This window comes from Roseibium denhamense (assembly GCF_009711415.1).
Lineage (GTDB): Bacteria > Pseudomonadota > Alphaproteobacteria > Rhizobiales > Stappiaceae > Roseibium > Roseibium denhamense.
Map to the genome: position 1 here is coordinate 16,313 of NZ_SMLZ01000102.1, position 18,656 is coordinate 34,968.

An 18,656-nucleotide genomic window follows, 5' to 3' on the forward strand; every position below is an offset into this window, starting at 1 on the left:
CTGCCGTCCGTAACGTGGACTTCAGAATCAGATGAATAGCAATCAGGAATTGTTGTTCCTGCGGAATGCGCCTAAGGTTTGGGAGTTCTATTTACGACAAACCGATTGCCGATGCTGATTACAACAATTTCCCAAATCGATGCCATTCGCAAAGACGGCGGGCTCACCACCGCCGAAGAACAACTCCTTGAAAATTGCCGCGATGGTGAGCCGACGTTTCTTGGCGACGGTAATCTGCCCGACGCCCCAAACGACTCGGTGGAAATCAGGGCGGATATCCTGCGTTATTTGATGTTGGGTGGCTGCGCGGATTGGCCAGTCCATGAAAGAGGCACCGAATTACGCGGCGCTTGGATCTCGGGGCAGCTCGATCTGTGGTTTGCCAAGACACGGGGCCGCAACGGGTTCTTTTCTTGTGTGTTTGAACACAAAATCGAAGCGCTGCAAATGGAGGCGGACGTCCTCAACCTCGGTGGCAGCGTGTTTCCCGGCCTGAACGGGCAAGGGGCCAAGATCACTGGTGGAGTGTCTCTCCGAAACGCCAACACAACCGGAGAGGTTGCTTTTGCCAGCGCTGAGATAGGCGGACAACTCTCATGCGCTGGCGCGACTCTGGATGGCGGACGGAGGGATGCGCTGAACGCGCAAGGGGCCAAGATCACTGGGGATGTGATACTTCTGAATTCTATGACGACCGGCGAGGTCAGTTTTTCCGGCGCCGAGATCGGTGGGCAATTATCGTTCACCGGGGTGTCGCTGGACGGCAAGGACGGGTATGCACTGAATGTGCAGCGATTGGTCGTAAAGGACAGTTTCTTCTGGTGCGACATCAAAAGGGTGGCGGGTAGAGCAAACTTCGAGGCCGCCCATGCGGCGGATCTGGTGGATGATGCGCCAAGCTGGGACAAGGTGGAACGCCTCCGTCTTGTCGGCTTCACCTATGACACGCTTGTGGGGCCCTACGATCTGGCCATGCGCAAAGCTTGGCTTGCCAAGGGGGCGCGTCTACTTGGCGATTTTCACCCCCAGCCCTATCAGCAGCTGGCGAAATTCTTCCGCGACAGCGGGCATCGTTTTGAAGCGCGGGAAATCCTGGTGGAAAAGGAGTTCCGTCAGAAACGGGAAACGCGGCATGGACGTTTGAGACACGCCATCCGCTTGCGAAAACAGACCGGGTCGGATCGCGCTGAAATCAGCGCGCGGTTTTTCAACGACCCGCACTGGTTCGGCGACCGGATATCTTTGTACCTCACCGGCTATGGTTACAAGCCATGGCGCAGCTTGATTGCGTTGCTTGTCCTGTTTGGTCTGGCCGCCATTGGCGCAAAACTGGTTTGGGAACAGGGCGATTTCGCACCGAATTCGGATATCCTGCTGACCTCACCGAGTTGGCAGTATTATGCCAACGCTACAGGTTCGAACGGCAAAGATCTGTTTCAGAACCCTGCGCGCTGCTGGGCGCGCGGCCCGGACCAGACCATGGCCGATCGCAACGGCTTGCCTTCCGGCACAAATCCTCCGCCCGCGCCGGATCATCCCGGCCGGGATTATGAGACTTTCAGTTCGCTCTACTACGGCATTGATCTGGTGGTGCCGATCATCAATCTCGGTCAGACCGATGCCTGGGCTCCGTCGACAACACGCGGTCCCGCCGGGGTCTGGTTCTTTTATCTCAGCAAGGTTCTGATCGCGCTCGGCTGGATCATTACCGCCATCGCTGCAGCGGCTGTCACCGGCATCATCCGAAAGGACGAGTAACAGGGTGTGATACCTTGAAAAGAAGATGGGCTTACGGCTCGAGGTTCCGGTCCCGCAGCCAACCCGTTTGGTAATCGATCTTGGAGCAACCGGAGAACGTCGCGAGCCGGGCAATTTCGCTCTCCAGCTGCCTCTGGCGGCCTTTGCCCATGCGGATGCCAGCCTCGGGCCAAAAGCTGCGCACACGCAGGGTGTCCTGATCGCGGAAAGCCTTCATGTCGATACGGCCAATTATCCGGCTTCCTTCCAAGACCGGAAAGACATAATAGCCATATTTCCGCTTGGCCTCGGGCACAAAAACCTCGATGCGGTAATTGAACCCGAACAGCCGTTCGGCGCGCTTGCGGTCGCGCAGGGCCGGATCGAACGGCGACAGGATGCGCACGCGGGAGGGCAGTTCGGGAGGGTTATCGAATTGGTCCAGAGATTGCGGAAACATGTAAACGCGGCGCTTGCCGCCATCTGCAGTCCCAATATTTGCTTCAATCAGGGAGCCGTCTGCCAACGCCTGCTGGCACCAGGCCTTTGCCTCCGCCGGGGTGATCAGATCCCAGAAGGCTGCAATCTCTCCGGACGTACCGAACCCGAGCCGCGCAAGCGCGCTTGACGCAGCCCACGCGACCGTTTCTTCCGGATCGACCACCTGATTGCGTGCCGGACCAGGAATGACCCGTTCGGTCAGGTCATAGACTTTTTGAAATCCGTTTCGCCTGCAGACGGACAGCTCGCCCGTCCGCCATAAAAATTCCAGGGCGGTTTTGGAGGGGTGCCAATCCCACCAGCCGCCGCTCCGGCGTTCTTCGTTTTCGCCGACTGTTGCTGATGTAACCGGACCGTGATCCTGGATCTGTTTCAGAACGGCGTTGAACTTGGCTTCAAATCCATCCCGCCGCCAGTTCCGCCAGCGTCCGATCAGCTTTTCCCGGTCACGCCGAAAGCGCAAGCGCCAATGCGGGAAGAATTCGGTCGGGACGATCGACGCATCATGCGTCCAGTGTTCGAATACGGACCTTTCGCGCTCCAAAAGCGACTTCAGGTTCGGCTCTTTGTAGGACGGGCGCCGCGCCAAAAGGATCATGTTATGGGCACGGGCAACGGTATTGATGCTGTCGACCTGAACAAACCCGAGGGCTGCAATCAGGGTCTGGAGATCCGCGCCCTTTCCGGGACCACGCGGCGCTGAGGCAAGACCATGCCGGTCCAAAAAGATGCACCGGGCAGATTGATTGGAGATAGTGGCAAGCGATTCACGGGTCATTTTTCAACTCTAGAGCATCGGGCGTTTTGTCAGAAACACCCAAACCTGATCTGGTGTGGTGAAATTGATATTTGTCTCAAAGTGGAGGCAACTTCCGGAACGAAATTCAATTCCGGAAACCACACTAGAAACATAAAATTTCTCGTCATCTTCGTGGGTCTGAAGTTCGTTCAGTGCATGCCGGGACATGAGCCGCACTTCAGTTGAGGCGGCGAACATCCTTGCCCACAGACCGGAATGTGATGTGCAAAGCACATATCTTGATGATTACGTGGCGGCACATATTGACCCGGGGAAGTAAAGGTTTTTTAGTTTCAGGCGAGTGAGACTATGGGCAATGGGGCCGCGGGACGTGCGATTGGTAGTGTTAGTTTCCGGCAAGATCGCCGCGATGGTGTTTGCAATTTTTTGGGCGATTGGACCGGCCTCTGCATCCGAACCATCCGGCACGTGTGAAACGGTCCGTTTGACGGGTTCGCCCACCTGGTTTCCCGTTTCCATGGCGACGGAGGACAGGCAGAGCTTGGAAGGTGTCATGCCGGTCCTTGCCCATCAGATCTTCGGCGAGTTGGGGGTCGCTGTCATGGAATTGACGGATTTGCCCTGGAGGCGGAGCCTGACCCTTCTGGAAGCAGGTGAGGTCGACGTTCTGGCCGGAGCGTTTTCCACCAGGCAGCGCGAAAAGGAATATGTGCTGAGTCATCCCGTCATTCGCGAAGAGATCGGAATATTCATCCGCCGCGATACGCCAGCACAGCCGCAAAGCCTGAACGACCTGATTGGTCTGCGCGGTCTTGCCCCTTTCGGGTCGTCTTTTGGCGAGGAGTTTGATGTCTTCGCCGGTGACAATCTTGCGATCCACAGAGAGTCTTTTGATGACAATCTGGAAAACATGCAATTATTGCTGGAGGGCAAAGCCGACTACTTCGTTATTGCGCGCCGGGAAGGCGACAGGATGATCGCACAGCTTGAGGCGGAAGACGCCGTCATGGTTGCGCCTTGGTCTGCAATTGAAAACACCATCCACTTCATGTTTTCCAAAAAATCAGCTTGTGTGAATTTACTTGAAGACTTTAATGCCGCTCTGGAGGCGCATATTGCTGACGGGACGGTCGCATCAATGATTCTCGACCATGACAGTCATGCGCAATTGACGGACTGAGTGGTGGTCTAAACTGTTAAGCGAACCCGGACTGGTAGGAATTGCGTGCCTGGTGTTTTTCGGCGCTGGCATCATCAAGGGGGCTGTTGGTTTCGGTCTGCCGACGATCGGCCTGGGCCTCATGACCGTTTTCGTCGGCGTTGAAGCGGCAATTGTTCTTGTCCTGTGGCCAGCATTTCTCACAAACGTCTGGCAGGCCGCATCCGGCGGCCAATTCAAACCGTTGGTTGCCAGGCTCTGGCCGTTTCTGCTTGCGGCTGGCAGCACGCTTTTCGCCGGAACATTTCTCCTGACCCAGCTGCAGGTCGGGCTTGCCGACTTTGTCCTGGGCCTTCTCATGATCGCCTATGCGGTTCCGCTGCTGGCGGGCGTCAAGTTTCATATTGGACGCCATTTCGAGCGGCCTGCAGGCGTTGTCCTTGGCAGCATCAACGGCGTTTTTGCCGGCCTGACCGGATCTTATACAGTTCCCGGCGTTTTATATTTGCAGGCGTTAGGCCTCTCGAAGGACGAGCTTGTTCAGGCCATGGGCATGCTTTTCCTGACATCGACTGTTGCGCTGTCTGTCTCGCTGGGCAGCTTCGGTATCTTGAGCAATAGCGGCGTGATGGCGTCAGCGGCGCTGTGTGTGCCGACCTCCGCGGGTGTGTTCGCCGGTCAATACATCCGCCGGAGACTGTCCGAGCAAGGGTTCAGGCGGCTCGTTCTTGCCTCCATTTTGGCGCTTGGCCTGTATCTGATCCCGCTTGGCCTCTACCGGCTGATCTCCGGTTGAGACCTGGCCGGGCCCTTCCAGAAGGTCAGACCAGAAAAAAAGCGCCGTTTGGGAAACGGCGCCTTTTCAAAGCTTGCGGAAAGCGGACGCTTTTGAAGCGCTTTATGAGGGTCTGGAAACTCCGGCCATGGCCTATCGCTTTCAAGCCGTGGCTATCACATCAGCGACAGGTGAGACGTTTGCTTTGGATGTGCCCCGGCTCACTTGGCAACGAGGCGCATCGGAGTGGCTGTGCCAACGCCGGACGTCGATTTGGTGTTCGCCCACTGATAAGATTGGCGCTCTTCAGTCGGTGTGCACAAAAACCGTTCCCGGTAACACTTCGTGAAATGAGACGTTGAGGCGAAGCCGCAGGCCAATGCCACGTCGAGCACGGGGCGGCTGGTCCGGCGGAGAAGGTCTCGCGCCGTTTCAAGACGCAGGCGCAGGTAGTATTGGCCCGGCGTGCAGTTGAAATGCCGGCGGAACAGGCGCTCCAGCTGGCGTGGTGAGAGGTTCACCGTCATGGCCAGCTGCTGGCAGCTGAGTGGATCCTCGATGTGAAGGTCCATGATCCGGATGGCATCCAGGATTTTCGCATTCGAAATCCCGGTCCGCGCTTCGATGTCATGGCGCTGTGCCGATTCACCGGACCGCATGTTCTGGTAAAGGGCAACCTCAGCGACCTCATGGGCGAGATAGGCGCCATGCTGGATGGCAATCAGGCGCAACATCATGTCCAGGGAGGCAAGCCCGCCAGCGCAGGTGATGCAGTTCCGGTCGATTGCGAAGATGTCAGATGTCACTTCCACATCCGGAAACTCTTCCCGAAGAGAACGCAAATTTTCCCAATGGATCGTGCAGCGGCGGCCGTCGAGCAAATTGTAGCGGGCAAGCAGATAGGCGCCCGTGCAGATCGCACCAAAGGTGCGGCCCATGGCGTTGAGCCGGCGCAATTTGTTGCCGAGCTCGGCGTCCAGCGGCAGCCGCTCGACGTCGAGACCAGTACACAAAAGTGTAATATCGGCGTCGTTAAGCTCTCTGATAGGTTTCTTGACGGAAACATCGCATCCGTTGCTCGCCGTCACTGAGCTTCCGTCCAGGGAATAAGTTTCCCAGGCATAGTAATCTCGCCCAAGCAGGCGATTTGCTATCCGCAGCGGTTCGATCACGCTCGCAAATGCATTCATGGAGAACCGCTCCATGAGTACGAATGCTATTTTTTGACCTGTTTCTTCGATTGCGCGTCCAGTCATTTATTTGATCCCATCAGAAGGCATTATTTTTTTTATCTTTGCATCAGAGTAGTTTTTTCCGTTTGTATTTGTGTGTCAAATAAAAAAATTCGAAATCAAGTACATTCCTAAAATTGTCATAATTACTAATTCGAATTGCTCAACAGACGGACAGGCTGCCGCTTTTCAACGCGGACACTGCGCTATTTCTGGTCAGACCGATCGCTGGTCAGCCGGGCTGAAGCCGGAGCGGGATCTGCGCCGCCGGCGTTTGTTGGCCAGCAAGCGGCCGCAAATGCAAAAAAACAGCCAAATTGGGTCGTTTTTTTTGCAAATGCTCAAATTCGTGGATCGAAGTTGCTTCAGGTCAATGCACGGTTGGTGCTACATGGGGGCAAATCCAGATTGTATGAAAACGCACGGACCGCAAAAACATATGAATGTACTTGCCAAACCCGCAGACCTTGAAGCTGCAGCGCCGTCGGGCGCTTTCGTTGAGGAAGTCAAATCCGTTCAGCACTACACGGACAGGCTTTTCCGCTTCCGCATGACGCGTCCGGCAAGTTTCCGCTTCCGGTCCGGCGAATTCGTGATGATCGGCCTGATGATCGATGGCAAGCCGCTTTATCGCGCCTATTCGATTGCCAGCCCGGCCTGGGATGAAGAACTGGAGTTTTTCTCGATCAAGGTCCCGGACGGGCCGCTGACCTCTCATCTGCAGAAAATCCAGCCAGGGGACGCAGTGCTCATGAAAAAGAAGCCGACCGGGACGCTCGTTAACGACGCTCTTGTGCCCGGCAAACGCGTTTACATGTTCTCAACGGGAACCGGCATTGCGCCATTTGCGAGCCTCATTCGGGACCCCGACACCTACGAGAAGTTTGATCAGGTGATCCTGACGCAAACATGCCGGGAAGTTGCGGAACTCAAGTATGGCGAGGATCTTGTTCAGGAGACGCTGAATGATCCGTTGATCGGCGAGTATGCCAAGGACAAGTTGGTGCACTACACCTCAGTGACCCGCGAAGATTTCCCCAGAACAGGCCGGATCACAGATTTGATAAAGTCCGGAAAACTGTTCGAAGATCTCGGTGTACCTCCGCTCGACCCTGCAGTCGACCGGGGCATGATCTGCGGGTCGATGGAGATGCTGCGCGACACCAAGGCCCTTTTGGAAGAGGCGGGCCTGAACGAGGGCGCAAACAACAAACCGGCAGAATTCGTGGTTGAGCGGGCGTTCGTCGGATAGGCAGCCTCCTCAAACCGCAAGAATCATCAAAGGCCGGGGTAACCCGGCCTTTTTTGTTGGGGTTCAATCGTGGAGGCACGGATCGGGATCGGAAACCCATAAACACCAAAGAATTGCTAGCCTTATCTGTGGAATGTCGTATGCGATGTCCTGTAGATATTTAGCGCTCAGCCCATATCGCTTAGATAGGATTGAAAATATTGGCGAAAGGCATTCGTCCTGCACAGCCGCCAGAATTGCTCAGACAAGGTCCTGACACATGAAAGTTATTGCCGAACTTGGCATTAACCACCGCGGATCGTCCCGCATTGCAGAACAATTGATCGACATCGCTGCCGATGCCGGCGCATGGGGCGCAAAATTCCAGTACCGGGCCAAGGACGGATTTTACCAGTCAACCACCGAAATTGGTGACGAGATCCTCAGCCGCGAGATCGATGACAGCTACATCGAACCGGAAGACATCCTGCGTCTGGCGGGTATGATCAAGCAAAAGGGAATGGCGGCAGGGATCAGCTTCTTCAAGTTTTCAGATTCCGCGGATTTCGGCAGCGCCATTGCAGAGTTTGATTTCTTCAAGGTGCCTTCTGCCGAACTCCGCAATGAAGCGCTGATTGATGCGCTTGCCGGTTTAGGCAAGCCTTTAATCCTCAGTACCGGCGGTCATTCGGAAGAAGATATTTTCAACGCAATCGAGTCGACGCGTTCGATCCCGGACGTTTACTATCTGCACTGCATTTCGAATTATCCGGTCCTGCTCGGCAATCAACAGATGGGCTTCATCCGGACCTTGAGAGAGAAAACCGAGGCTCCAATAGGATACTCAAGCCACGACCAGGATTGGGAGGTATGCCTGGTTGCGGCTGCCAACGGCGCAACGGTGTTTGAACGCCATCTGACCATGGATAAGCACGGCAAGGGGATTGATGACAGTTCCAGCTCCGACCCGGATGAGTTCAGGCGCCTTTGCAAGTTGATCAACGCCTATCCAACCGTTCAAGGCAATGCTCGGCGGGAGATCAACCAGGGGGAACGCATAAATATGCAGAACCTTGGATCATCGCTCTACGCGAGTCGTCAAATTGAAGTCGGAGATCTGCTTTCCCAAGACAATGTCGTCGTCAAAGCCCCGCGCAAGGGGCTGACCTGGGCCGATGTAGCCCGCAAGAAACTTGGTGCCGTAAAACGGCCAATTGCGGCTGGAACAGCCGTTACGGATCTGCACTTTACGGATCCCAAGCCCCCTCTCAGTTCCAAACTTGTAGCCTTTTGTGATGAAAGACAGTTGTCTATTCCTCTCCGGCTTCACGATGCGAAAGCCTTGCAGACGCGCTTTCCGATCCGGAACAACGAATTGCACCTGTCTTACGGAGAAGTTCGGTCGTTCAAGTCGGAGATGGCTGCAAACCTCAGTCTTCTGGATTTGACGAGGCACTACTCCATTCACATTCCAGACTATATCGACAGCAAGACGCTAATTGATCCGCTTGCAAGCGATGATGCGGTTCGAGATGGCAGCAATGACATGATTGCCACGTGCGTGGACCTGGCGCTTGAATTAGAAAGCCGAACAGGCGCAGCAGTGCCGATTGTCGGCAGTTTCTCGCGGCTTTTGCCGGACGGCAAGACGGCAACTTATCAAACGCTTCAAGAAACACTGGACCGGCTGGGCAGAAAGCGGTCGGCCCCGATTTATCCGCAATGGCTGCCGCGCATCGCGTGGTACTTTGGCGGCGCAGATGTGCTCGACATGTTTTGCGGGTCGGACGATGTTGACATTGTGAAGTCGATTGGAATGGAGCTGTGCCTGGATCTGTCGCACCTCATCCTGTCTGCGAATTACGAAAAGGCGGATTGGCGGGAATGGTGCAATGAATTGATGCCGCTTGCACGGCACCTGCACATTGCCGACGCAGTTGGAATTGACGGCGAGGGCATCGAGTTCGGCCGGGGTGACCTTGGTGACCCTGGCCCCTTTTTGGATGGATCGGTCCGCAAGGTTCTGGAAGTCTGGCAAGGACATTTGTCGGAAGGCGACGGATTTGAAACTGCCATCCGGCAGCTGGGAGAAAAATAATGGCAAAAGTATTGATCACCGGCATCACCGGTCAAGACGGGGCCTTTCTAGCTCGGTCCCTAATTGAGCGTGGCGACGAAGTCTATGGCGCCATGCGCCGTGGCAGTACATCCAAGACCGGGCGGTTGAAGGAACTGGGCATCCGCGAGAAGGTAAATTTGTGTACGCTCGAGGTGACGGAATTCGCCAATGTTCAGAACGTATTGAACGACATAAGACCGGACAAGATATTCAATCTTGCAGCGCAAAGCTTCGTTGCGGACAGTTTTCAGTTCCCGCACTACACGTCCGAAGTCAACTATATGGGGGTCTTGAATATCCTTGAAGCCATCCGGATCCTGAAGCTGGATACGAAACTGTACCAAGCCTCGACTTCAGAGATGTATGGGGATGTGCTTGAAAAGCCGCAGTCGGAAAAAACGCCTTTCAATCCACTGAGCCCCTACGCCGTTTCCAAACTGGGCGCGCACTCGCTTGTCGTCAACTACCGGCAGGCCTACGAAATGTTCGCCACATCCGGGATCCTGTTCAATCATGAATCGGAACTGCGTGGGTATGAGTTCGTCACACGCAAGATCACCAGCTGGCTGGCGCGCATTAAATTGCATAATGGCGATGCCATGCCGCTTGGCAATCTGAGCAGTGTCCGGGATTGGGGCTATGCACCTGAATATACCGACATGATGATCAAAATGCTGGATCACGACCAACCAGACGATTTCGTCATATCCACAAATACCGAATACACCGTGCGCGATTTTCTGTTCATGGCTGCCCAGGAAGTCGGCTTTGACCTTCAGTCAGAAGGCGAGGGGGCAGATGAGAAGTGCTACGACAAGAAGACGGGCCGGTTGATTGCCTATGTCGACCCCAGATACTTCCGGGCGTCGGATGTTGTCTATCTACGCGGCGATAACTCAAAGGCACAGGAGGTGCTCGGATGGACGCCGAAGGTTCTTGTGCCTGAGCTTGCCCGGAAAATGGCAATCTACGATTTAAAGAAAGCGGCTGTTGAGATGCCCGGTCTTTAGGCTAGCAGCTGGAGGGCAAAATGACACGCACTGTTGCCATTATCCCGGCCCGCGGCGGATCAAAAGGAATACCGGGAAAGAACATCAAGCCTTTTTTGGGCACTCCTTTGGTAGGGCATGCCATCAAGGCAGCGCTTGGCGCTGAAACGGTCACCGATGTCATTGTGTCCAGTGACGATGATAAGATTTTGCGTGTTGCCGAGGCCTTTGGGGCGACGCCTTTGAAGCGGCCTCCCGGCATCTCCGGAGACGAAGCGTCTTCGGAATCTGCTGTTTTGCATGCCATCGGTGCCCTTGAGATCTGTCAGCAGGCCGAAACACTTCTTTTCCTGCAGTGTACCTCGCCTTTGACCACATCTGCAGAAATTGATCAGGTTGTCCGATCGCGGATTGAGTTAAAGGGCGACACGGCGTTCTCCGTCGTCGAAGTGCATGCATTCCTTTGGGAGATTGGGGAAGATGGCTCCGGCTACGGCGTGAACCATGACGCATCAAAACCACGTCAGCGCCGCCAAGACCGGCCGCGCCAGTACCGTGAAACGGGCGCCATCTATGCCCTTGACAGAAAAGGGTTCGCCGAGGCCGGCCAGCGGTTCTTTGGCCGAAGCGTACCCGTGGTGTTGAGCGACGCCGTTGAGATTGATCTGGATACACCGAGAGACTGGCTCGCCCTTGAGGCCTATGCCCGCTCGGTTGGACAGGCCTGCGAGTGAGCCGCAAATGCAAAGAGCATCCAGCATATGAGCACTATCTTTGAAACCCTTAAAAAAATCGGTGTCGCGAGCGAAACGGACCGGGAGCTCTATTCGCCCCGGACGCGTGATCGCAGCGATGTTCAGGTGTATCGTGACCGTCGGTCCGGCGTGATCTATATCGACGGCTTTTATGGTGGGGACGACGTTTACAAGGACGGGAGCTACAGGCAGGACAATGTTCTGAAAACCGGGTCCCGTGATTACGAGATAACCCGGGATGCTGCCAGGCGCTCAAGAGCGTATCTGCCATATGTTGCCGGTCGTCACATAGTTGATTTTGGATGCGGTGACGGTGCCTTTTTAGAAACTGTGAGACCGGAAACACTCAGCTGCCAGGGTGTTGAGCTTCAACAGGACTATGTCGACGCGCTCAATGGCTCGGGGATTCCCTGTCATACCTCCCTGCAGCCACTCGAAGATGATTCTATCGACACTGTGGTGAGTTTTCACGTCCTGGAGCATCTGCCCGAACCCATTCCTGCCATGAACGAGATTCTTCGGGTCTTAAAACCCGGTGGGACTGCAGTGATTGAGGTTCCTCATGCCAATGATGGCTTGTTGAGCCGGTTCGAATGTGATCCGTTCAAGACCTTTACACTGTGGAGTCAGCATCTTGTACTTCACACAAGAGAAAGTCTCCGGCGGCTGATGTTGGCTGCGGGCTTTGAACAATGCGTCATTGAAGGTATCCAAAGGTATCCACTCTCCAATCACCTGAATTGGTTGGCGAATGGGAAACCCGGAGGCCACAAATCAGAGTTGGCCGCTCTGGATACGCCAGCCCTGACTGAAGCCTATGAGGCGGCGCTCAACCGGATCGACGCGACTGATACCCTGGTTGCAATTGCCAAGAAGCCAGCTTGATCAACCTCCCTCCGAAGGGAATTCTATACCAGTATGCCAAAGCGAGGGCTATAACCCAAGCCGCTGGTTGCGCCGCTCCGGCGTCCAGTTTTCAAGTTGCCGGTCAAGTTCAGCGATGATCTCCGGCACAAAGTCGGCGCATGGTCGGTCCGTGTAAGGGTGCATATAGGTCATCGAGGGATACCAGGGCGGATTATTTTGCCCCAATAGAAGGGGAGGCTCCTGCTGGCCGAAACGGATGGACGGGATATCGAGAATTCCGGCCATGTCGGCAACGCTGGTATTTGCCGAGACGACAAAATCACAACACGCTGTGAGTGAGCCCGCGCTTATGAGATCGTCAAACAAATCAACATCGTCGAAGTTATGAAACTGTTCTGGGAAATTGGTCTTGAAAAACTGGATTTCCTTATCGATTGCCTTGTATTGCAGGTTGACGAAAATTGCGTCGCGGGAGGCCAAGATCGGTGCAAAATTCGGCGCTGACAGGTAATAGCGGGCACGATTGGCGGCAAGATTTCGGGAACGCCATGAAAATCCGATGACGGGCTTGGCATCATGTCCGGTAAGACGTTGCAGATAGTCTCGGGCCTTTTGCAGATCGAAGTTGTAAACTGGCCAGCTGCTCAATTTGAACGAGTCAATTGTTGGTCGAAATATCTCTGCAATATCGGTTATGTTGGCATGATAGTCATAATCGTCCGCAGTGGCATGTTTTTCTTTATCCATTGTTGGATTTCTAAAAATAATTTTTGGAAAGGTCTGTTTCATAACCCTCATAGCTTTCGGCGAGGCTTCAACAATTATCTTGCCTGCGCGCTCTTCCAGATCAGGAAGCATTGTTCCGCTCTTAAGCGCATCTCCAAGTCCCTGATCCGTCCAAATGAGAATTGTTTTGTCTTTTAGGTCTTCACCCTTCCAAAGAGGTTTTTCGAATGTGCGGCGTGTAACGAGAGAGGCTGGGTCATCTCTTCGGGCTGGATGCCGTTTCCAGCCATTGGCCAAGTCACCGACCGCAAGATATGCAAGAGATTGGTTCCATTCGATTGACGGATTTTTGCCGGGAAACAATCGTTCTGCCTCTTGCAAGGTCTTAAGTGCGTCCTTGCTTTGCCCATCCATCAATAGCAATACGCCAAGCGTGACGCATTTGTGAGCATCTTTAGGGTCCTGCGCCAGGGCTTGCCGGGCAAATGAAATGCCTTTGTTGGTTTCATTCATTGAAAAAAGAAGCCGTGCAGCTTCATGAAGCACATCTGCATTGTCGGGGAAGCGCTCGAGTGCTTCTGAAAGTTCATATTGCGAGCGCTCGTATTCTTTGGTCTGAAGACGGCACCTTGCCCGCAAAATATAGTTTTTCGGGTCATCTGGCGCGAGCATGACCGCCTTAAAATAAAAATTTACTGCGTGCTCCGGACGCTTTGCATCAAGCAGTAACTGGCCGAAGTTTTGATAAGCGTCAATGTCGTTCGGGTATTCGACTACAAGAACTTGGAGGATGTTTTCCGCTTCTTCAAAACGTTCCAGACGACCGAGTGCAATAGCGCGGATATTCCGCGCCTCCCTTTGCTTGGGATCCAGCACAAGGGCTTTTTCGGTAACGGCCAGAAGGCTGTCAGGGTCCGTGCCCAAGTCCATCATGGTCCTTGCCAAATTGGCGTAAAATGCCGACTGGTTCGGATCAACAGCTATTGCTTTCTGGATGTATTCCAAAGCCTTCTTCGGCTTTCCAAGCTGGCGGTAAGCGACCCCAAAGAGATGAAGGGCGTCCTTATTCTTGGGTTCAGTCCGGAGAATCTGGCGGTAAAATCTTTGAGCTTTGGAGTATTCTCCAGCTTCCTGCAGTTTTACGCCTTCAACGAGTTTATCCCGTGTCGACATCTGCTTCAGATTTGTTGCCATCGCTTCAAAAGTCCCGTTAGATTCGCTCCAGAGATACTACCAGCGCATGGTTCTGATTGCAGTGTGGCTCGGCAGTTTCAGCGAATTGTTTGGGGATTTAAATTTCTGATCCAGTGCCTAGTCCGTTCATGTTCACTTGGAACTACTGAACTGACAGGGGTTGGAAATTGACAAATCTAATTTCTGCCTTCTTCTCGGCATTTTGCTGATTGCATCCAGACGGACCCGTTTCAGCCGCTCGCAGCTTAGAAAAAACCTCCTTGAGCGACGGGTGCTGCTGGTACGGCATTTGTTCTTAAGCGAGGCTGTTGGTGTGGTCTTGGGAACACTCAACCCAGCGAGTCGATCGCGTCAGACAACTCATTGAAATGGGAAATGATCTTGTCTGCGCCAAGTTCGGTCACCGGCACTGTCGTATAGCCGAAATCGACAGCGATTGACGGAATACCCGCATTCTTGGCGGCGTCGATGTCAGGGCGGCTGTCGCCGATCATGATGGAGCCCTGAGGCGTCCCGCCGGCCCTGGAGATTGCGCCCAGCAGCGGCTCGGCATTGGGCTTTGCGCTCGGGAATGTATCGCCGCCCACTACGGCGTCGAAATAGTGATCGATTTCAAGCTTGTTCAGCAGTGGAAGCGTCAGCCGCTCAGCCTTGTTGGTACAGACCGCCAGTTTCCATCCGTCCGCCTTGAGCGCTTCAAGCGCTGGCACCACGCCGTCAAACGGACGGGTGTGCACGGTGCTGTTGTCCGCGTAGCAATCGAGGAAGTGATCGAAAAGCGATGCGACTGTTTCATCGGTCCAGGCAGCGCCGTTGTAGTCGAGACCGCGCTGTATCAGTACCTTCGCGCCAAGACCGACCATGTTCCGGACCTTGTCTTCCGGCACGGCCTTGTGCCCCGCATGGGTCAAAACAAAATTGAGCGCGGCAACCAGATCTTTCATCGACGAAACCAGGGTTCCGTCGAGATCAAAAACGAGGACAGACATGAAACCCTCAGGCTATTAAAGACAGGTTGGGCCTAAAGAGATTTGCTATGCGGCGCAACAAAAAGATCAGAGTTTGTAGGCGGTTCTGAAACCACCCCAATGCCGGCCGTGTACGACGATAGGTGCATCAACTTCCTTCATCCAGACGATATTGCCACCGCCCATGTCGCGGGCATAGGTCTGGATCAGGTAGGGGCGGGTGTTGCGGCCGGCACTCAGGCCAGCACGGTCATCGAATATGCGCTTATTGCGGCAGTTCGCGGCATTCCAAACGGGATCATCCGGGCGTTGGGGTTTTGAATAGACTTGGTTATGGACGGGCAGATAACCGTTCCGGTCAACAGCTGCACAAAATGCCATCCCTTGCGCATGCTTCAAAATGTCTTCCTGGATGGAAGGCAAAAGCTGTTCCAGCTTGGAAAGTGCCCGGGTTTCCAGCTGCAAGGGGTCGGTTCCTGAAATGGGGCTGTAGTTGGTGTCGAACAGATCCGCTTCGCTAAGCTGCCGCTGTGACACCAGATTTTCCATTACTTCTGAGATCCGGTTGGCGCCGTCGCGGGCCAGTTCAACCTCGCGGGCGTGGCTCTTCTCGATTGTGCCAATCTTCTGGTGAAGGCTCTCCAGGAAGGCGGTTCCAGGTTCATGGAAAGCGCAGTGATAGCCGGCCTCGGTCCTGTTCACGACGCGGACCTTCGTGTCGCCCATCCCGGAGAGCGAGATGGCTGCTTTGGCATTTGCGCTTGTTATGAGGCTTTTGTTGGCACAGGTGATCAGGGTCCCGCCTTTGGAGATATCCCGTGTCTCAACAGGGGCGGAGACGGACCCGACAGTCAGAGTGCCCGAGATTTTTGCGGGCAGCCGATCGTCTTCGCGCCGGTCTCCGATTTCAGTTTGCCGGATCATCATGGAAAAGCGTGATTGCAACGCGCTTGTCTTGGCGCTCATTTCCTCACCGGCTTGGCGGGCAAGCGTACCGCCGGTCTCGGCATCGGCCGCAGAAGCGCTGATTGCATCCACTTTTTCAACGACATCCTGAACGAACTGGGCGGTTTCCTGTGCCTGCGTGCCAATCCGCTCGGTGGTTTCAACCTGGGTTTGAACCGCGGTTTCGACAGCGGCGAAACTGGGCCTGATTTGACCGATCACATCGATGATCTGATGAACGGAACCAAGACTGTCCTCGGCGGATTCATTCAACCGGCCGATGTTGGCGATGATCTGCTCTGTCGCCGATTGGGTCTCTACGGAAAGCGCCTTTACCTCGCTTGCAACAACCGAGAAGCCCTTGCCGGCTTCGCCCGCCCGGGCCGCCTCAATTGTCGCGTTCAGGGCGAGGAGGTTTGTTTGCTTCGCGATATCAGAAATGAGGCTGACAACATTGGCAATGTCGTCAATGGCCGACTTGAGGTCCATGACCCCGTGATTGACTTGGTCCGCAACATCTCTTGCACGGATCGCAAGCTGATTGGAGACGCCGACTTGATTGCCGATTTCGCTGGTCGAACGGGCAAGCTCGTCAATCGAGCCGGCAAGATGTGACGCGTTTTCTTGTGCGGCCGATGAGCGGTCGGTCAGCGCCTTCGTGTCCGTGCGGATTCTGTCGAGTTTTTCGATCTGGGAATCCAGCCTATTCTGGACTTTCTCGGCCGCCGTGTCGATTGCGCGGGCGGCTACCTTGAAGTCACCTTCCAGACTGTCCAGAACAAGGCTCATACGCCCCGTGTCCAACTCAGCCGCAGTGTCCGGAGCAGTGGTTTCAACGTTCGGCTCAGTCACATCCGGGGATACTTCCGGCGAACGATTGCGCGCGATGCCAAAGTTAAGCAGCTTCATCGGGGTATAACTTTCCGCCTGAGTCTTCCTACTTAAAGATGCTACGCGGTTCCTAAAGGTATGGTTAATCGGAAATGATTCATGGCAAACCTGAGGGTTTCGATCCGAGTATCTGCAATGCCTCTGGACCGGCGCCGATGGGACATGCTAAGCACCGCCCGTCCGGTTTCTGGGGAAGGCCTGCCTGGTTAGATTAGAGCCGGTATGGCTGAACGGAGTTGTGAATGAGTGAACATTTCAAGCAGCTTGCTGCCGAACGGGCGGCCGAGGATGTGAAATCCGGTATGCGGCTTGGAATTGGCACCGGTTCGACGGCGGAGCACTTCGTTCGTGCGCTGGCGGTCAAAGTAAGCGAAGGACTGCAAGTTGTCGGTGTCCCGACCTCTGAGCGGACCCATGCGCTTTGCGTTGAGTTGGGCGTTCCTATGACCACCTTGGATAACGAGCCTGAGCTTGATCTTACGGTTGACGGTGCCGACGAGCTGGACGCGCATCTGAGCCTCATAAAGGGCGGTGGGGGCGCTTTGCTGCGGGAAAAAATTGTCGCGGCGGCGTCGAAAGAAATGGTCGTGATTGCGGATTCCAGTAAGGCAGTTTCCCGGCTCGGAGCATTCCCTTTGCCAATTGAGGTGGTGCCGTTCGGACTGGAAGCCACCAGACGGTCTGTTCTATCGGTTTTGTCAAAGCTGGAATTGCCGGATGTGCTGCATCTGCGCGAAAAAGATGGTCAAGCTTTCGTCACAGATGGTGGGCATGTGATCCTTGACGCGCATCTGGAAGACATCCCGGATGCCAGAGAGCTCGCCATGGAGCTGACCGCCATTCCGGGTGTTGTCGACCATGGCTTGTTTATCGACCTTGCAACGAGAGCCTATGTTGCTGGTGAAGACGGCGTTGCAGAAATACTGCCTGAAACGGCTGCGTGAATTTGAGGTCTTCTCGTGAGGAGACCGGCTAGGAGTAAGAAAATGAAGCTTGCAAAAAGAAAAATGTCTGTTGCGTTCGGCACAGCGATGGCGTTGGGAATGATCTGGTCTTCTGCTGTTGCAGCACAAGAGACTTTCTCTGAAAGCCATCTGGAAGCGGCCAAGAGCGTGACCATCGCGTCCAAAGCTCTCGAGCCCTTCGACGCGATTCTGCCGCTTCTTGCAGAACAGACGACCAACGCCTTTGTTCAGGCCGACCCGATGAGGGCGGAAGAAGCGGTTGCGGTAACCCAGGAAGTTGCGTTGCAACTGGCGCCCAAGCGGGCCGAACTGAATGCTCAGCTTTACAAGCTGTGGGCGGCGAGATTCACTGAAGAAGAATTGCTTCAGCTCGCCGAATTCTACAACACGCCACTTGGCGTAAAGCTGCGTGACAACATTCCGCAAATCACCGGCCAATCGCTTCAGATCGCCCGGGAGTGGCAAGACACACTTGGAACCGAAATGGTAGCGATCGTTCGCGAAGAGCTGACGAAGCGGGCGTCCGAGCAGTAGGCGGGCACCAGTCACATATGCGTTATGGCTGGACACCAATGCAGCTTCGGGCTGCGGGGATCCTTGCCGGAAATGGGCCGCAATTGCGGCCCGTTTGTTTGTGAAAAGACGTGATCACACGGGAGCCGGAATGCGAATGTGCTGCAACAGCTTGTACATGTTGTTTCCGCGCTTACTTGGGGGACGGTTTAAACAACTGCTTTGAAGACTAGGTCAGATGGCGATAAGTCGGAGCCGATATACCGGCCAAAGCTGACCGAATATGAAGTGATCGAGCATCTTTGAGCGTTTAGAACTAAACGCTCAAA

The 18,656-nt window shown here is 54.8% G+C and carries 15 protein-coding genes; 10 read left to right on the forward strand and 5 right to left on the reverse strand.

The annotated features are described in order from the left end of the window. The first annotated feature begins 111 nt into the window (after positions 1-111). On the forward strand, positions 112-1,758 hold the full coding sequence (locus E1180_RS07875; protein ID WP_155190636.1) for a hypothetical protein: 1,647 nt from the start codon (positions 112-114) through the stop codon (positions 1,756-1,758). 31 nt (positions 1,759-1,789) lie between these two features. Here E1180_RS07875 and E1180_RS07880 read toward each other — a convergent pair whose 3' ends face one another. Then, entirely contained in the window at positions 1,790-3,016 is a 1,227-nt protein-coding gene (locus E1180_RS07880) for a winged helix-turn-helix domain-containing protein (RefSeq protein WP_155190637.1), read from the reverse strand. Between the two features lie 364 nt (positions 3,017-3,380). Between E1180_RS07880 and E1180_RS07885 the strand changes: the two genes are divergently transcribed. Both E1180_RS07885 and E1180_RS07890 read left to right on the forward strand, forming a co-directional pair. Beyond that, on the forward strand, positions 3,381-4,178 hold the full coding sequence (locus E1180_RS07885) for a substrate-binding periplasmic protein (protein ID WP_283404490.1): 798 nt from the start codon (positions 3,381-3,383) through the stop codon (positions 4,176-4,178). Between the two features lie 52 nt (positions 4,179-4,230). Next, a complete protein-coding gene (locus E1180_RS07890; protein ID WP_208997003.1) occupies positions 4,231-4,953 on the forward strand; it encodes a sulfite exporter TauE/SafE family protein in 723 nt (240 codons plus the stop codon). 200 nt (positions 4,954-5,153) lie between these two features. On the opposite strand, the gene E1180_RS07895 is transcribed toward E1180_RS07890, so the two are convergent. Beyond that, positions 5,154-6,188, reverse strand: coding sequence for a GlxA family transcriptional regulator (locus E1180_RS07895; protein WP_155190640.1), 1,035 nt, complete (start codon positions 6,186-6,188; stop codon positions 5,154-5,156). A 415-nt stretch (positions 6,189-6,603) separates the two neighbouring features. On the opposite strand from E1180_RS07895, the gene E1180_RS07900 reads away from it, so the two are divergent. The 5 genes from E1180_RS07900 (at position 6,604) to E1180_RS07920 (ending at position 12,143) form a co-directional block, all read left to right on the forward strand. Continuing rightward, entirely contained in the window at positions 6,604-7,416 is an 813-nt protein-coding gene (locus E1180_RS07900) for a ferredoxin--NADP reductase (RefSeq protein ID WP_155190641.1), read from the forward strand. Positions 7,417-7,675: 259 nt separating this feature from the next. Beyond that, entirely contained in the window at positions 7,676-9,493 is a 1,818-nt protein-coding gene (locus tag E1180_RS07905) for an N-acetylneuraminate synthase family protein (RefSeq protein ID WP_155190642.1), read from the forward strand. Continuing rightward, the gene (locus tag E1180_RS07910; RefSeq protein ID WP_155190643.1) at positions 9,493-10,524 is read left to right on the forward strand and encodes a GDP-mannose 4,6-dehydratase; all 1,032 of its coding nucleotides are present in this window, start codon (positions 9,493-9,495) and stop codon (positions 10,522-10,524) included. The genes E1180_RS07905 and E1180_RS07910 overlap by 1 nt, the downstream gene beginning before the upstream one ends. A gap of 20 nt (positions 10,525-10,544) precedes the next feature. Next, positions 10,545-11,237 (forward strand): acylneuraminate cytidylyltransferase family protein, encoded by a 693-nt coding sequence (locus E1180_RS07915; RefSeq protein WP_155190644.1) that lies wholly within the window; start codon positions 10,545-10,547, stop codon positions 11,235-11,237. A 27-nt stretch (positions 11,238-11,264) separates the two neighbouring features. After that, positions 11,265-12,143 (forward strand): class I SAM-dependent methyltransferase, encoded by an 879-nt coding sequence (locus tag E1180_RS07920; RefSeq protein WP_155190645.1) that lies wholly within the window; start codon positions 11,265-11,267, stop codon positions 12,141-12,143. Positions 12,144-12,191: 48 nt separating this feature from the next. Here the strand turns inward: E1180_RS07920 and E1180_RS07925 are convergent, their stop codons facing one another. The 3 genes from E1180_RS07925 to E1180_RS07935 all read right to left on the reverse strand — a co-directional run bounded on the left by E1180_RS07925 (position 12,192) and on the right by E1180_RS07935 (position 16,867). Continuing rightward, a complete protein-coding gene (locus E1180_RS07925) occupies positions 12,192-14,045 on the reverse strand; it encodes a tetratricopeptide repeat protein (protein ID WP_155190646.1) in 1,854 nt (617 codons plus the stop codon). 329 nt (positions 14,046-14,374) lie between these two features. After that, positions 14,375-15,034 (reverse strand): phosphoglycolate phosphatase, encoded by a 660-nt coding sequence (gph, locus tag E1180_RS07930; RefSeq protein ID WP_155190647.1) that lies wholly within the window; start codon positions 15,032-15,034, stop codon positions 14,375-14,377. A gap of 66 nt (positions 15,035-15,100) precedes the next feature. Next, positions 15,101-16,867: a methyl-accepting chemotaxis protein gene (locus tag E1180_RS07935; RefSeq protein WP_155190648.1), complete on the reverse strand. Its 1,767-nt coding sequence runs from the start codon at positions 16,865-16,867 to the stop codon at positions 15,101-15,103. A 224-nt stretch (positions 16,868-17,091) separates the two neighbouring features. Between E1180_RS07935 and rpiA the strand changes: the two genes are divergently transcribed. Together rpiA and E1180_RS07945 are read left to right on the forward strand one after the other, a co-directional pair. Continuing rightward, the gene (gene rpiA, locus E1180_RS07940; RefSeq protein WP_155190649.1) at positions 17,092-17,793 is read left to right on the forward strand and encodes a ribose-5-phosphate isomerase RpiA; all 702 of its coding nucleotides are present in this window, start codon (positions 17,092-17,094) and stop codon (positions 17,791-17,793) included. A gap of 42 nt (positions 17,794-17,835) precedes the next feature. Next, positions 17,836-18,348: a DUF2059 domain-containing protein gene (locus E1180_RS07945; protein WP_208997004.1), complete on the forward strand. Its 513-nt coding sequence runs from the start codon at positions 17,836-17,838 to the stop codon at positions 18,346-18,348. Positions 18,349-18,656 lie beyond the last annotated feature (308 nt).

Coding starts and splice junctions, on each gene's coding strand:
- rpiA (WP_155190649.1), top strand. CDS start 17,092: ATGAGTGAACATTTCAAGCAGCTTGCTGCCGAACGGGCGGCCGAGGAT.
- E1180_RS07875 (WP_155190636.1), top strand. CDS start 112: ATGCTGATTACAACAATTTCCCAAATCGATGCCATTCGCAAAGACGGC.
- E1180_RS07945 (WP_208997004.1), top strand. CDS start 17,836: ATGAAGCTTGCAAAAAGAAAAATGTCTGTTGCGTTCGGCACAGCGATG.
- E1180_RS07900 (WP_155190641.1), top strand. CDS start 6,604: ATGAATGTACTTGCCAAACCCGCAGACCTTGAAGCTGCAGCGCCGTCG.
- E1180_RS07920 (WP_155190645.1), top strand. CDS start 11,265: ATGAGCACTATCTTTGAAACCCTTAAAAAAATCGGTGTCGCGAGCGAA.
- E1180_RS07880 (WP_155190637.1), bottom strand. CDS start 3,016: ATGACCCGTGAATCGCTTGCCACTATCTCCAATCAATCTGCCCGGTGC.
- E1180_RS07910 (WP_155190643.1), top strand. CDS start 9,493: ATGGCAAAAGTATTGATCACCGGCATCACCGGTCAAGACGGGGCCTTT.
- E1180_RS07895 (WP_155190640.1), bottom strand. CDS start 6,188: ATGACTGGACGCGCAATCGAAGAAACAGGTCAAAAAATAGCATTCGTA.
- E1180_RS07905 (WP_155190642.1), top strand. CDS start 7,676: ATGAAAGTTATTGCCGAACTTGGCATTAACCACCGCGGATCGTCCCGC.
- E1180_RS07935 (WP_155190648.1), bottom strand. CDS start 16,867: ATGAAGCTGCTTAACTTTGGCATCGCGCGCAATCGTTCGCCGGAAGTA.
- gph (WP_155190647.1), bottom strand. CDS start 15,034: ATGTCTGTCCTCGTTTTTGATCTCGACGGAACCCTGGTTTCGTCGATG.
- E1180_RS07925 (WP_155190646.1), bottom strand. CDS start 14,045: ATGGCAACAAATCTGAAGCAGATGTCGACACGGGATAAACTCGTTGAA.
- E1180_RS07915 (WP_155190644.1), top strand. CDS start 10,545: ATGACACGCACTGTTGCCATTATCCCGGCCCGCGGCGGATCAAAAGGA.